At 69.9% G+C, this 12921-nt stretch carries 12 protein-coding genes; 8 read left to right on the forward strand and 4 right to left on the reverse strand.

Going from position 1 to position 12921, the window contains the following annotated elements; all coding sequences use genetic code 11:
• Window positions 1–8 precede the first annotated feature (8 nt).
• Genes AB0D12_RS09090 through AB0D12_RS09110 form a run of 5 tightly spaced genes read left to right on the forward strand, consistent with a single transcriptional unit; the run spans window position 9 to window position 6197 of the window.
• Window positions 9–1559: a GMC oxidoreductase gene (locus AB0D12_RS09090; protein ID WP_362678536.1), complete on the forward strand. Its 1551-nt coding sequence runs from the start codon at window positions 9–11 to the stop codon at window positions 1557–1559.
• Complete coding sequence (locus AB0D12_RS09095; protein WP_362678539.1) at window positions 1556–2815, forward strand: betaine/proline/choline family ABC transporter ATP-binding protein; 1260 nt, start codon at window positions 1556–1558, stop codon at window positions 2813–2815. Before AB0D12_RS09090 ends, AB0D12_RS09095 begins: the two co-directional genes overlap by 4 nt.
• Window positions 2812–4794, forward strand: coding sequence for an ABC transporter permease subunit (locus AB0D12_RS09100; RefSeq protein ID WP_362678542.1), 1983 nt, complete (start codon window positions 2812–2814; stop codon window positions 4792–4794). Before AB0D12_RS09095 ends, AB0D12_RS09100 begins: the two co-directional genes overlap by 4 nt.
• Window positions 4795–4822: 28 nt before the next feature.
• A complete protein-coding gene (locus AB0D12_RS09105) occupies window positions 4823–5776 on the forward strand; it encodes an ABC transporter substrate-binding protein (protein WP_362678545.1) in 954 nt (317 codons plus the stop codon).
• A gap of 58 nt (window positions 5777–5834) precedes the next feature.
• Window positions 5835–6197, forward strand: a complete 363-nt coding sequence (locus tag AB0D12_RS09110) for a hypothetical protein (protein ID WP_362678548.1) — start codon at window positions 5835–5837, stop codon at window positions 6195–6197.
• Here the strand turns inward: AB0D12_RS09110 and AB0D12_RS09115 are convergent.
• On the reverse strand, window positions 6194–6952 hold the full coding sequence (locus tag AB0D12_RS09115) for an isocitrate lyase/phosphoenolpyruvate mutase family protein (RefSeq protein WP_362678551.1): 759 nt from the start codon (window positions 6950–6952) through the stop codon (window positions 6194–6196). The two genes, AB0D12_RS09110 and AB0D12_RS09115, sit on opposite strands and share 4 nt — an antisense overlap.
• Window positions 6953–7072: 120 nt before the next feature.
• The gene (locus tag AB0D12_RS09120) at window positions 7073–7573 is read right to left on the reverse strand and encodes a carboxymuconolactone decarboxylase family protein (RefSeq protein WP_362678554.1); all 501 of its coding nucleotides are present in this window, start codon (window positions 7571–7573) and stop codon (window positions 7073–7075) included.
• A gap of 47 nt (window positions 7574–7620) precedes the next feature.
• On the opposite strand from AB0D12_RS09120, the gene AB0D12_RS09125 reads away from it, so the two are divergent.
• Window positions 7621–9021 carry a PLP-dependent aminotransferase family protein gene (locus AB0D12_RS09125; protein ID WP_362678557.1) on the forward strand — a complete coding sequence of 467 codons (1401 nt, stop codon included), beginning with the start codon at window positions 7621–7623 and terminating at the stop codon, window positions 9019–9021.
• Between the two features lie 163 nt (window positions 9022–9184).
• On the opposite strand, the gene AB0D12_RS09130 is transcribed toward AB0D12_RS09125, so the two are convergent.
• Window positions 9185–10033, reverse strand: a complete 849-nt coding sequence (locus AB0D12_RS09130) for a hypothetical protein (RefSeq protein ID WP_362678815.1) — start codon at window positions 10031–10033, stop codon at window positions 9185–9187.
• A 134-nt stretch (window positions 10034–10167) separates the two neighbouring features.
• Between AB0D12_RS09130 and AB0D12_RS09135 the strand changes: the two genes are divergently transcribed.
• Both AB0D12_RS09135 and AB0D12_RS09140 read left to right on the forward strand, forming a co-directional pair.
• Window positions 10168–10461 carry a hypothetical protein gene (locus AB0D12_RS09135; protein ID WP_362678560.1) on the forward strand — a complete coding sequence of 98 codons (294 nt, stop codon included), beginning with the start codon at window positions 10168–10170 and terminating at the stop codon, window positions 10459–10461.
• Window positions 10462–10479: 18 nt separating this feature from the next.
• Window positions 10480–11712, forward strand: coding sequence for a glutathionylspermidine synthase family protein (locus AB0D12_RS09140; protein ID WP_362678563.1), 1233 nt, complete (start codon window positions 10480–10482; stop codon window positions 11710–11712).
• On the opposite strand, the gene rocD is transcribed toward AB0D12_RS09140, so the two are convergent.
• Window positions 11690–12895, reverse strand: coding sequence for an ornithine--oxo-acid transaminase (gene rocD, locus AB0D12_RS09145; protein WP_362678566.1), 1206 nt, complete (start codon window positions 12893–12895; stop codon window positions 11690–11692). The genes AB0D12_RS09140 and rocD overlap by 23 nt on opposite strands.
• Window positions 12896–12921 lie beyond the last annotated feature (26 nt).

Here is a 12921-nt window from a genome sequence, read left to right on the forward strand (position 1 = left end):
ACGCAGAAATGACGCAGCAGAACATGACCACGTACGACTATGTCGTCGTCGGCGGCGGCACCGCGGGATCCGTGATCGCCTCCCGGCTCACCGAGAACCCGGACATCACCGTCGCCGTCATCGAGGGCGGACCGAGCGATGTCGACCGCCCCGAAGTCCTCACCCTGCGGCGCTGGATGGGGCTCCTCGGCGGCGAGCTCGACTACGACTACCCGACCACCGAGCAGCCTCGCGGCAACTCCCACATCCGGCACAGCCGCGCCCGGGTGCTCGGCGGCTGCTCCTCCCACAACACCCTCATCGCCTTCCGGCCGCTGCCGTCCGACTGGGACGAGTGGGCGGCGGCCGGCGCCGAGGGCTGGGACGCCGCCGCGATGGACCCGTACTTCGACCGGCTGCGGAACAACATCGTCCCCGTCGACGAGGCGGACCGTAACGCCATCGCCCGTGACTTCGTCGACGCGGCCCAGGCGGCGGTGGCCGTCCCGCGCGTCGAGGGCTTCAACAAGAAGCCGTTCCACGAAGGCGTCGGCTTCTTCGACCTCGCGTACCACCCGGAGAACAACAAGCGGTCCTCCGCCTCGGTCGCGTATCTGCACCCGTTCATGGACCGCCCGAACCTGCATATCGCCCTGGAGACCTGGGCGTACAAGCTGGAGCTGGACGGCACACGCGCGACCGGGGTGCACATCCGTACGAAGGACGGCGAGGAGCAGTTCGTCGAGGCGCGGCACGAAGTCCTGGTCTGCGCGGGCGCGGTGGACACTCCGCGGCTGCTGCTGCACTCCGGCATCGGGCCGCGCGCCGATCTGGAACGCCTCGGCATCCCCGTCGTACACGATCTGCCGGGCGTCGGCGAGAACCTGCTCGACCACCCGGAATCGGTGATCGTCTGGGAGACGCACGGGCCGATCCCCGAGAACTCGGCGATGGACAGCGACGCGGGCCTCTTCGTACGGCGGGATCCGGACGCACAAGGGCCCGACCTGATGTTCCACTTCTACCAAATACCGTTCACCGACAACCCGGAGCGGCTCGGCTATCAGCGGCCCGCGCACGGGGTGTCGCTGACGCCGAACATCCCCAAGCCACGCAGTCGCGGCCGGCTGTATCTGACCAGCGCGGATCCGGATGTAAAGCCTGCGTTGGACTTCCGTTACTTCACTGATGAGGACGACTACGACGGCCGTACGCTCGTCGACGGCATCAAGATCGCCCGCGAGATAGCCAAGGCCGAACCGCTGGCCGGCTGGCTGAAAAGGGAGGTCTGCCCGGGGCCCGAGGTCACCTCCGACGAGGCGATCGGGGAGTACGCGCGGAAGGTCGCGCACACGGTGTACCACCCCGCAGGTACCTGCCGAATGGGTGCCGCCACTGATGAACTTGCCGTGGTTTCCCCTGACTTGACGGTCAGGGGTCTCGACGGCATCCGTATCGCGGACGCGTCCGTATTCCCGACGATGCCTGCCGTGAACCCGATGATCGGGGTCCTGATGGTCGGAGAGAAGTGCGCGGAGCTGCTGTCCGCGGCTTCCGAGGAGAGGGGCGTGACCCGATGAAGTCCGAGACCGAGTCCGAGACCGGCACCAAGGCCGAGACCGGCACCAAGGCGGAGACCGGCACCAAGGCCGAGACCGGCACCAAGGCGGAGACCAAGGCCGCCGGGACGAAGGCGGAGACCAAGGCCGTGACCAAGGCCGAGCCCGGCGCGGAGACGAAGGGTGCGGAGGCGACCGAGGAGGCCGCATCCGACGCCGGTCAGCCACCCGTCTTCTCCGTACGCGACCTGTGGAAGGTCTTCGGTCCGAAGGCCGGCCGCATCCCCGGCGACGCCGAACTCGGTGCGCTCTCCCCGGTCGAGCTGCGCGAGCGCACCGGCTGCACCGCCGCTGTACGCGATGTCTCCTTCGATGTGCGCAAGGGCGAGGTCTTCGTCGTCATGGGCCTCTCCGGCTCCGGCAAGTCGACGCTCGTGCGCTGTCTGACCCGGCTGATCGAGCCCACATCCGGATCGATCGCCATCGACGGCGAGGACGTGCTGTCCATGGACACGGCGCGGCTGCGCGAACTGCGCCGCCACCGTGCGTCCATGGTCTTCCAGCACTTCGGCCTGCTGCCGCACCGATCCGTGCTCGACAACGTCGCGTACGGCCTCGAGATCCAGGGCATGGGCAGGGCCGCCCGCCGCTCCCGGGCCGCGGACGTCATCGCCAAGGTGGGCCTCGAGGGCCTCGAACACCGCCGTCCCGGACAGCTCTCGGGCGGTCAGCAGCAGCGGGTCGGGCTTGCCCGTGCGCTCGCCGTCGACCCCGAAGTGCTGCTCTTCGACGAGCCGTTCAGCGCGCTCGACCCGCTGATCCGCCGCGATATGCAGGAGGAGGTCATCCGGCTGCACCGTGAGGAAGGCCGGACGATGATCTTCATTACGCACGATCTGAACGAGGCGCTGAAGCTCGGCGACCGCATCGCGCTGATGCGGGACGGCCGGATCGTGCAGCTGGGCACGCCGGAGGAGATCGTGGGCTCGCCCGCCGACGACTATGTACGGGACTTCGTCCGCGATGTACCGCGCGAGCAGGTCATGACGGTGCGTACGGCGATGCGCCCGGCGGACGCCGGCGAGGCCGAGACCGGACCGGCGCTCGCCGCCGACGCGACCGTCTTCGAGGCGATCGAGGCGGTCGCCCGCAGCGGCCGGACGGCGCGTGTCGTACAGGACGGGCGGTGCCTGGGGGTCGTCGACCACCGCGGACTGCTGGATGTCGTGGCCGGCCTCGACCGTGGTGCCGATACGGACAAGGCGGTCGTCGCATGACGGCCGTCGTCACCGCCCCCGCCAAGGAAGCGGCCGCACCCGAACACACCCTCCGGACCCTGCTGCGCCACCGGGTCAAGGGCAAGCTCCTGCTGCTCGCGGTCGCCGCGCTGGTGCTCATACCTGTCGGCATCGCGCTGTGGGGCAGCGGCAGCTGGCCCGGCGGGCTGACCATCGACGTCTCCGGGCCGCTCGACGACGCCAACCAGTGGGTCATCGACAACCGCGAGACCCACCCTCTTTTCCTCTACTTCCTGCTCCACTTCTCCAACACCGCCGTGGACGCCGTCGACGTGGTCTACCGGTTCCTGGACGCCATGGGGTGGCCGGGTGTCCTTGCCGCCGGTGTGCTGTTCGCCTGGCGGGCCGCCGGGCTCGGGCGGCGCGGGGTCAAGGTCGCGGCGACCGCGTTCGGGGCGTTCGCCGTGTGCGGGCTGCTCGGGATGTGGGACGCCACGCTGCTCACCATCGCGCTGATGGTCGTCGCGGTGGCCGTCGCCACGCTGCTCGGCGTGCTGATCGGTCTGGCGGCCGGGCTGTCCGACCGTTTCGACCGGGCGCTGCGGCCGGTGCTGGACACCATGCAGGTGCTGCCCGCCTTCGCGTATCTGCTGCCCTTCGTGCTGGTCTTCGGCACCGGCACGCCCGCGGCGCTCTTCTGCACGGTGATCTACGCAGCCCCGCCGATGGCCCGCCTCACGGCACTCGGCCTGCGCGGCGCCGACCCCGCCGTGCTCGAGGCCTCCGCGTCGCTCGGCGCGAGCGGCTGGCAGCGGCTGCGAACGGCGAGGCTGCCGCTCGCCCGCAAGCAGATGCTCCTCGGCCTCAACCAGACGATCATGATGGCGCTCTCGATGGTCGTCATCGCGGCCCTCGTCGGCGCCGGCGGACTCGGCGAGGAGGTGTACTCGGCGCTCTCCACCGTCGACGTCGGCAAGGCGCTCGCCGCCGGCATCCCGATCGTGCTGATCGCGATCTGGCTGGACCGTACGACGGCGGCGGCAGGCGACCGTATCGGCGAGAGCGCGCCGGGCGGCGGCCTGCTGCACGGCCGGTCCGCATGGGCGCTGGTGTTCGCCGGTGTCGTCGCCGCGGAGCTGGGGCGGCTGGCGGTCGGCAAGGCCTGGCCGGAGGGCTGGACGTACGACATCTCCACGCCCGTCAACAAGGCCCAGGACTGGATCACCGAGAACCTCTCCTCCGGCGTCCCGGTCCTCGGCGGTACGGAGGTGTGGTCGGAGCACTTCACGCTCTGGATCCTCAACCCCCTGCGCGACGCCCTGCTCTGGCTGCCGTGGTGGTCCGTACTGCTGCTGGTGGCCGCCGTGGCCTGGCTGGTCGGCACCTGGGCGACGGCGCTGACCGCCACGGTCTCGATGGCGGCGATCGGCGTACTGGGGGTCTGGGCGAAGTCGCTCGACACGCTCTCGCAGGTGCTCGCGGCGCTTGTCCTGACGCTCTTCCTGGGTGTCCTCGCGGGTATCTTCTGCGCGCGGGCCGGACGTCTGGAGCGCTGGTTGCGGCCCGTGCTCGACGCCATGCAGACCATGCCGCAGTTCGTGTATCTCATCCCGGTGGTCGCGCTGTTCGGCGTCACCCGCGCCTCGGCGATCATCGCGGCTGTCGTCTATGCGCTGCCCGCCGTCGTACGCATCACGACGCAGGGTCTGCGCGAGGTCGACCCGGCCGCGCTGGAGGCCTCCCGCTCGCTCGGCGCATCGCCCCGGCAGCAACTTCTCCAGGTGCAGCTGCCGCTGTCCCGCCCGGCGCTCCAGCTCGCCGTCAACCAGGGTGTGGTGCTGGTCCTCGCCGTGGTTGTCGTCGGCGGCCTGGTCGGCGGCGGCGCGCTCGGCTACGACGTCGTGAAGGGCCTCTCCCGGGGCGAGATGGGCATCGGGATGACAGCCGGAGTCGCGATCGTGTGCCTCGGTCTCGTACTGGACCGGATCACGCAGCCCACCGCCCGCAAGACCGACTGAACCTGTCCCTTCATATATCAGGAGCACCATGCGCACCCTCCGTATCACCACCGCTGTTGTCAGTGCCCTCGGAGTCCTCACTCTCAGCGCGTGCGGCGCTGCGGACACCGGCAAGAAGGACGAGGCGGGCGGCAAGAAGTCCGTGACGCTGACTGTCCCGTCCTGGGTCGGCGCCCAGGCCAACACGGCCGTCGCCGCCTACATCCTGAAGAAGGAACTGGGCTACACCGTCAAGACCCAGCAGATGGGCGAGGTCCTCGCCTGGGACGCGCTCTCCAAGGGCGACATCGACGCGATCATGGAGGACTGGGGTCACCCCAAGGAGGAGAAGCAGTACCTCGCGACGAAGAAGACCGTCGTCAAGGGCGGCGACCTCGGCGTCACCGGACACATCGGCTGGTTCGTGCCGAAGTACTACGCGGACAAGAACCCCGAGGTCACGGACGCCAAGAACCTCAATAAGTACGCCAAGGACTTCAAGACCGCGGAGAGCGGTGGCAAGGGCGAGATCCTCGAGGGTTCGCCGGACTACGTCACCAACGACGATGCGCTCATCAAGAATCTGAAGCTGGACCTCAAGAGCAACTACTCGGGCTCCGAGGCCGCACAGATCACCGCGATGAAGAAGTACGCCAAGGAGAAGAAGCCGTTCCTGACGTACTGGTGGACCCCGCAGTGGCTGAACGCCCAGATCGACATGGTCGAGGTCAAGCTGCCGGAGTACAAGGCGGGTTGTGACGCGGATCCGAAGAAGATCGCCTGCGCCTACCCGAACACGCCGCTGCAGAAGTACTTCAACGCCGACTTCGCCAAGAACGGCGGCGATGCTGCGGAGTTCCTGAAGAACTTCAAGTGGACGACCGAGCAGCAGAACGAGGTCGCGCTGATGATCGCCGGCGAGAAGATGTCGCCGGAGGCGGCGGCCGAGAAGTGGGTCAAGGAGAACGAGTCGACGTGGAAGGCGTGGCTCCCGAAGAAGTAGCCTCAGAATTCCCTCAACTCTCTTGAGGGGAAGGGGTCCTGCGACCGAAGATCCATACATGTTTGGATTCGGCAAGCAGGAACTCAACGTACTCGTACTGCGTGACGCGGACGGCATCGCCGATGCCGTCCGCGCCGCGTTGGACACTGCCACGCCCGAGGAACGCCCGGGCCTCGAGCGGGCGGCCGCCCTCGTCGCCGAGGCCGCGGCCGCCTCGGACGCCGAGCTGCGCGGTCGCTGGGTGCGCGGGCATCTGGCCGCGGCGGGCATCGAAGGGCCGGCCGACTCGATCACCGCGATCAAGGCGCTGCGCCAGGCCGAGCGGCAGCTGAATCTTTACGCGGCGGTGACCCTGGCGAGGGACGCGGAGGCGACCAGGCCCGGAGCCGGGAAGGCCGACCCGGCGGACCAGGCCGGTTAGTCCGCGCGCTCTGTGCCCTCTGTGCCCTGTGTGCGCTCCGCGCGCAGGCTCTCGGCGATGGTCCGTACCGCCGCCATCGCCTTCCTGTGCAGGCCGGGCCCGAAGGTGATCCGGGTCGCGCCGAGGCGGCCCAGCTCAGTGACGCTCGGACTGCCCGGCAATGGCGCGACATTGATCGGACCTTCGATCTCCTCGCGCAGCAGCGGGAGTTGCTCCGGCGGTACGGAGAACGGATAGACAGAGTCCGCCCCGGCCGCGACATAGAGCCGCGCCCGGGTGATCGCCTCCGCAGGGTCGCTCACGCCGCGCAGGAACGAGTCGACCCGGGCGTTGATGAACAGTCGGCAGCCAGCCTCCCCCCGTACCTCCGCCAGCCAGTCCGCGTGCCGCTGCGGGTCCTTGAGCGCTTTCGTGGCCGAGTCGGAGTCCTCCAGGTTGCAGCCGACCGCGCCGGTGTCGAGGATCCGGGCCACCAGTTCCTTCGGAGTCAGGCCGTAGCCGGCCTCGACGTCCGCGGAGACGGGGACGTCCACCGAGCGGGCGATACGCGTGACGGCCGCGAACATCTCGTCCGCGGGCGTCTGCCCGTCCTCGTATCCGAGTGCGGCCGCGACACCGGCGCTCGGGGTGGCCAGCGCCGGGAAGCCCGCGTCCGCGAAGGCGCGGGCACTGGCCGCGTCCCAGGGGCCGGGCAGGACCAAGGGATCGCCGGGCGAACGGCCGTGGTGCAGGGCGCGGAAGACGGTCACGGTCATTTCTTCTGGACCTCCTGGACCTTCTGGTTCTCTTTTCCCCGGATCTCGCGGATCTCGCGGATCTCGCGGATCTCGCGGATCTCCCGGTTCTCCCGGTTCTCCCGGGGCAGTGGGCGGCGGTCAGTGCTTGAACTGGCCGGGCGTGTAGTGGCCGGGGACCAGGCGGGTCGACACGCCGATGCGGTTCCAGGCGTTGATGACCGTGATCGCGGAGATCAGCTGGGCCAGCTCCTTCTCGTCGAAATGCTTCGCGGCGTTCTCGTACACCTCGTCCGTCACAAAGCCGTCGGTCAGGACGGTCACGGCCTCCGTCAACTCGATCGCCGCGATCTCCTTCTCGGTGTAGAAGTGCGCCGACTCCTCCCAGGCGCTGAGCTGGATGATCCGCTCCACCGACTCGCCCGCCGCGAGCGCGTCCTTGGTGTGCATATCGAGGCAGAAGGCGCAGTGGTTGATCTGCGAGGCGCGGATCCTCACCAGCTCGAGGAGGACCGGGTCGACGCCCTGCCGGGCGGCCGCGTCCAGCTTGACCATGGCCTTGTAGACCTCGGGGGCGAGCTGTCCGATCTGGAGACGGGGGGTGTGCTCGTGGGCGTAGGACGTGTTGCCGTTCGTCGTCATGGTGACGACGGTACGCGGCTGATGGCACAGGAGTATGGTCCACTTCCATGACGGATTCCTGGGCCACTTTCGGTACCGATCTGCATGTCGAGCTGCGCGGCTCCGGGCTGCGATCGGGCCTGATGGACGCGTTGCGGGAGGCCGTGCGCACCGGGCGACTGACGCCCGGGACCAGGCTGCCGTCCTCGCGCTCGCTCGCCGTCGACCTGGGCATCGCCCGTAATACCGTCGCCGACGCGTATGCGGAGCTGGTCGCCGAAGGGTGGCTCACGGCGCTGCAGGGCTCGGGGACGCGGGTGGCCAGACGAGCCGCGCCGAGGAAACCGCAGGCGGGCGTGGTCAGAGCCCGGCCGCCCCATCGCCGCCCCACCTACAGCCTGCATGCCGGCACCCCCGACCTGGCCTCATTTCCGCGCGCGGAGTGGCTGAAGGCGGCTCGCCGGGCGCTGACCGCCGCGCCCCACGAGGCCTTCGGATACGGCGATTCACGCGGGCGCATCGAGCTGCGGACCGTACTGGCCGACTATCTGGCACGGGCGCGCGGTGTGTACGCGGACCCCGAGCGCATCGTCATCTGCTCCGGCTTCGTACACGGGCTGATGCTGATGGGGAAGGTACTGAGACAGCGGCGGGTGCGGGAGGTCGCCGTCGAGTCGTACGGGCTCGACGTGCACTGGAACCTGCTGACCGAGGCGGGTCTGCGAACGCCTGCGCTGCCCTTCGACGGACTGGGCTCGCAGACGGGTGAGTTGGCTGCGCTGCGCGCGGTGGGCGCCGTGCTGATGACACCCGCGCACCAGTTCCCGATGGGGGTTCCGCTCCACCCCGACCGGCGCGCGGCCGCCGTCGACTGGGCGCGCGGGTCGGGCGGGCTGATCCTGGAGGACGACTACGACGGGGAGTTCCGCTACGACCGGCAGCCGGTGGGCGCGCTCCAGGGCCTGGACCCGGAGCGGGTGGTCTATATGGGCACGGCGAGCAAATCCCTGGCGCCGGGGCTGCGGCTCGCCTGGATGGTGCTGCCCGAGGAACTGGTCGGGGAGGTCATCGAGGCGAAGGGGTCCGTCGACTGGGTGTCGAGTGCGCTGGACCAACTGACGCTCGCGGAGTTCATCGCCTCGGGCGCGTACGACCGTCATGTACGGGGAATGCGGCTGCGCTACCGCAGAAGGCGCGACCAGCTCGTCCGGGTGCTGGCGGAGCGCGCGCCGGACATCCGGGTCAGCGGCATCGCCGCCGGGCTGCACGCGGTGCTCGAACTGCCGCCGGGCACGGAGGGCTCCGTGATCCAGGCGGCGGCGTGGCAGGGCCTGGCGGTGGAGGGCGTCTCGCGCTTCCGCCACAAGGACGCGCCGACGGGGAGGGACGCGCTGGTGGTGGGGTATGCGACGCCGGCGGACAGCGGCTGGGCGGGGGCACTGGACGCGCTGTGCCGGGCGCTGCCGTGAGACGCACCTGGGGCTCGGCCCCCGGACCCCCGCGTCTCAATCGCCGGCGGGGCTTGAAATCAAGGCCGTCCGGCGTTTGAGGACATGCGGCCGAAGGTCGCAAACGGGGGTCTGGGGGCTTGTCCCCAGTTACGGGAAGGGGCGGGCAGGGGGACAGCCCCGCTCAGGGGGCCGCAGCCTCGGGTGCCTCCGAAGGCGCGGGCGGCTCGCCGAACCGTGCCAGAGCCAACGCACCCGCCACCGCCACCACGAACCCCGCGACGGCCAGCCACGCAAGGCCCTCGCGGGTCCGGTCGCCGAGCCACACCACGCCCACCAGCGCCGGGCCGATCGTCTCGCCGATCACCATGCCCGCCGTGGCCGTCGTCACCGAGCCGCGCTGCAGGGCGGAGGTGAGCAGCAGGAACGCCGCGCCGCCCCCGAGCAGCAGTGCGTACAGGGCCGGGTTGGTGAGGACCTCGGGCAGGGAGACCGTGTCGATCAGGCGGACCGCGACCTCGACCACCCCGAAGCCGCAGCCCGCGCCGAGGCCCAGGACCAGGGCGCGCGCCTTGTCGGGGAGGCGGCCAGCGACCGCGCCGGCGAGGAGTACGACGAGCGCGACGCCGAGCATCGCCCAGGCCAGCGCGGGCGATCCGGCGCGGTTGCCCTCCTCGCCCGAGGCGAGGCCCAGCATGGCCAGACCCGCGCAGACCACGGCCACCGCGGCCCATTCGGTCCGGCTCAGACGGACATCGAGGAGGCGGGTGGCAACCACGGCGGTGACCGCGAGGCTGGCGGCGAGCGCCGCGCCGACGGCGTAGATGGGGATGGAGCGCAGCGCGACGATCTGAAGGACGAAGCCGAGGGCGTCCAGGGCGAGTCCGGCGACATAGCGCCACTGGCGCAGCGCCCGCAGCAGCAGCGCCGGGTCGACACCGGAGCCGGTGCCGGGTTCAGCGGCGCGGGCGGCGATGGCCTGGAGGACGGAGGCCGTGCCGTAGCAGACCGCGGAACCGAGTGCGCAGATCATCCCAAAGAGCACAGAGCGACTGTAGATGAACCACAGATGAGGAGGGCTGAGGGACCGGGCTGACAGCCGCGCGGGGCGGCCCTCTAGTCTGTCCGGCGATCTACTGGCTTGATTCGAACGGGGGCGACCGGCTGATGGCACGACGCAGGCTGAGGTCGAGCACGGTGGTGCTCGGCGGCATGGGGGTGCTCGCGGCGACGCTGACGGCGTGCAGCTCGGAGCCGGACGAGCGGTGTGTCGATCCGGTGACCTACGAAGTGCTTCCGGACTACAAGTGCGACGGCGACAGTGGCAGCGACGGACACAGCAGCTCCGGCAGGTACTACTACGGCGGCAGGGTGGGCGGTGGCCGGGCCGAGGGTGGCAGCTTCGACAGGACTGCCGTCGACAGCGGCGGCTTCGGCGGCTCCAGCTCCGGCGGCGGCTGAGTACGGGGCATACAGAGCATGAAGCGTCACACCATCGAGCCCCGCCCCGGCTGGCAGCAGATCGTCGAGGAACAGGGCCTCATCTACCCGCTCACCCGCTACCCGGACGGCTCGCTGCGCCCGTACTGGGACGAGAGCGCGTACTACGAATTCTCGCTGCCCGAGGTCGAGGCGCTGGAAGAGGTCGTCGAGGAACTGCACGCCATGTGCCTGGCCGCGGCCGCGCACATCGTCCAGCACGACCGCTTCGCCGACCTCGGCATCACCGACCCGAGACTCGCCTCGCTGATAGCCGAGTCCTGGCGGAGGCGGGATGAACTCCCCTCCGTCTACGGCCGGTTCGATCTGCGCTACGACGGCACCGGCCCGGCCAAGATGCTGGAGTACAACGCCGACACCCCCACCTCCCTGGTCGAGGCCGCCAGCCCGCAGTGGTTCTGGATGGAGGACCGCTTCCCCGGCGCCGACCAGTGGAACTCCCTCCATGAACGCCTCGTCGACGCCTGGAAGCGCCAGGCGCCGCTGCTTCCGCCCGGGCCGCTGCACTTCGTCCACTCCGACGGCGACGAGCTGGGCGAGGACCTGATGACGGTCGCGTATCTGCGCGAGACCGCCGAGCAGGCCGGCCTCGTCACCGAGGCGCTGTCCGTCGAACGGATTGGCTGGGACCGGCTGTCCGGTCGCTTCGTGGACGACCGGCTGCGCTTCATCCGCAGCTGCTTCAAGCTCTATCCGTGGGAGTGGCTGGCCACCGACCGCTTCGGGCCGTACGTTCTCGACACCCTGGACAACGGCGGCGGCACCGGCACCACCTGCTGGATCGAGCCCGCGTGGAAGATGCTGCTCTCCAACAAGGCGCTGCTGGCGATCCTCTGGGAGCTCAATCCGGGCCACCCGAATCTGCTTCCTGCCTATCTCGACGGGCCACGTGAACTCGCCGCGGAGCGCGGTTACGTGGCCAAGCCGCTGCTCGGCCGCGAGGGCGCCGGAGTCACCATCCACGAGCCGGGTGCCGAGCCCCTACTGCGTGATGAGCCGTGCTGCTACCAGGAGTTGGCCCCGCTGCCCGATTTCGACGGCAACCGCGTGGTGCTCGGCGCATGGGTCGTCGGGGACCAGGCGGCGGGGCTCGGCATCCGGGAATCGGCGGGGCTGGTCACGGACGAGTACGCCCGCTTCCTGCCCCACGTCATCCTCCAGCCCGGTCGGAACGGTCCGAACGGGCCGCTCAGCCCTCCAGTACGGCTCTGAGCTGGTCCAGGCCCCAGTCCAGGTCCTCCTTGCTGATCACCAGCGGCGGGGCGATCCGGATCGTCGAGCCGTGGGTGTCCTTGACCAGGACCCCGCGGTCCATCATCTTCTCGGAGATCTCCCGGCCGGTGCCGTGGCTCGGCACGATGTCGACGCCCGCCCACAGCCCGCGGCCGCGCACCGCCTCCACCGCGCCGGCGCCCGTCAACAGGCCCAGCTCGTGGTGGAGATGGTCGCCCAGCTCGGTGGCGCGCTGCTGGAACTCGCCGGTGCGCAGCATCGCGATCACCTCCAGAGCCACCGCGCAGGCCAGCGGATTGCCGCCGAAGGTCGAGCCGTGCTCCCCGGGCCGGTAGACGCCGAGCACCTCGGCGGAGGAGACGACCGCCGACACCGGAACGACGCCGCCGCCCAGCGCCTTGCCCAGCACGTACATGTCCGGCACGACGTTCTCGTGCTCGCAGGCGAAGGTCCGGCCGGTTCGCCCGAGGCCCGACTGGATCTCGTCCGCGATGAAGAGGATGTTCCGCTCGCGGGTCAGCTCCCGCACCCTCGAGAGGTACCCGGCCGGCGGCACCAGCACCCCGGCCTCGCCCTGGATCGGCTCCAGCAGCACGGCCACGGTGTTCTCGGTCAGCGCCGCGCTCATCGCGGTCAGATCCCCGTACGGGACGATCTCGAAGCCCGGAGTGTAGGGACCGAAGTCCGCCCGTGCCTCCGGATCCGTCGAGAAGCTGATCACCGTCGTCGTACGGCCGTGGAAGTTGTTGGCCGCGACGACGATCTTCGCCATGTTGTCCGGGACGCCCTTGACCCGGTAGCCCCATTTCCGGGCGGTCTTCACGGCGGTCTCCACCGCCTCCGCCCCGGTGTTCATCGGCAGCACCATCTCCATGCCGCACAACTCGGCCAGCTGTGTACAGAAGTCGGCGAACCGGTCGTGATGGAAGGCACGGGAGGTGAGCGTGACTCTCTCCAGTTGTGCCTTGGCGGCGTCGATGAGACGACGGTTTCCGTGACCGAAGTTGAGCGCCGAGTACCCGGCGAGCATGTCGAGGTAGCGGCGCCCCTCGACATCGGTCATCCAGGCGCCCTCCGCCGTGGCGACGACGACGGGCAGAGGGTGGTAGTTGTGCGCGCTGTGAGCCTCCGCCGAGGCAATGGCACTCTCCGTTGTGGACACGGGATCTCCGTTCAGTAGAGACAAGC

It is taken from the genome of Streptomyces sp. NPDC048479 (assembly GCF_040651435.1).
Classification (GTDB): Bacteria; Actinomycetota; Actinomycetes; order Streptomycetales; family Streptomycetaceae; genus Streptomyces.

Excerpts from the sequence above, each read along its gene's own strand:
- AB0D12_RS09090 (WP_362678536.1), top strand. The coding sequence starts at position 9 with ATGACGCAGCAGAACATGACCACGTACGACTATGTCGTCGTCGGCGGC.
- AB0D12_RS09095 (WP_362678539.1), top strand. The coding sequence starts at position 1,556 with ATGAAGTCCGAGACCGAGTCCGAGACCGGCACCAAGGCCGAGACCGGC.
- AB0D12_RS09100 (WP_362678542.1), top strand. The coding sequence starts at position 2,812 with ATGACGGCCGTCGTCACCGCCCCCGCCAAGGAAGCGGCCGCACCCGAA.
- AB0D12_RS09105 (WP_362678545.1), top strand. The coding sequence starts at position 4,823 with ATGCGCACCCTCCGTATCACCACCGCTGTTGTCAGTGCCCTCGGAGTC.
- AB0D12_RS09110 (WP_362678548.1), top strand. The coding sequence starts at position 5,835 with ATGTTTGGATTCGGCAAGCAGGAACTCAACGTACTCGTACTGCGTGAC.
- AB0D12_RS09115 (WP_362678551.1), bottom strand. The coding sequence starts at position 6,952 with ATGACCGTGACCGTCTTCCGCGCCCTGCACCACGGCCGTTCGCCCGGC.
- AB0D12_RS09120 (WP_362678554.1), bottom strand. The coding sequence starts at position 7,573 with ATGACGACGAACGGCAACACGTCCTACGCCCACGAGCACACCCCCCGT.
- AB0D12_RS09125 (WP_362678557.1), top strand. The coding sequence starts at position 7,621 with ATGACGGATTCCTGGGCCACTTTCGGTACCGATCTGCATGTCGAGCTG.
- AB0D12_RS09130 (WP_362678815.1), bottom strand. The coding sequence starts at position 10,033 with ATGATCTGCGCACTCGGTTCCGCGGTCTGCTACGGCACGGCCTCCGTC.
- AB0D12_RS09135 (WP_362678560.1), top strand. The coding sequence starts at position 10,168 with ATGGCACGACGCAGGCTGAGGTCGAGCACGGTGGTGCTCGGCGGCATG.
- AB0D12_RS09140 (WP_362678563.1), top strand. The coding sequence starts at position 10,480 with ATGAAGCGTCACACCATCGAGCCCCGCCCCGGCTGGCAGCAGATCGTC.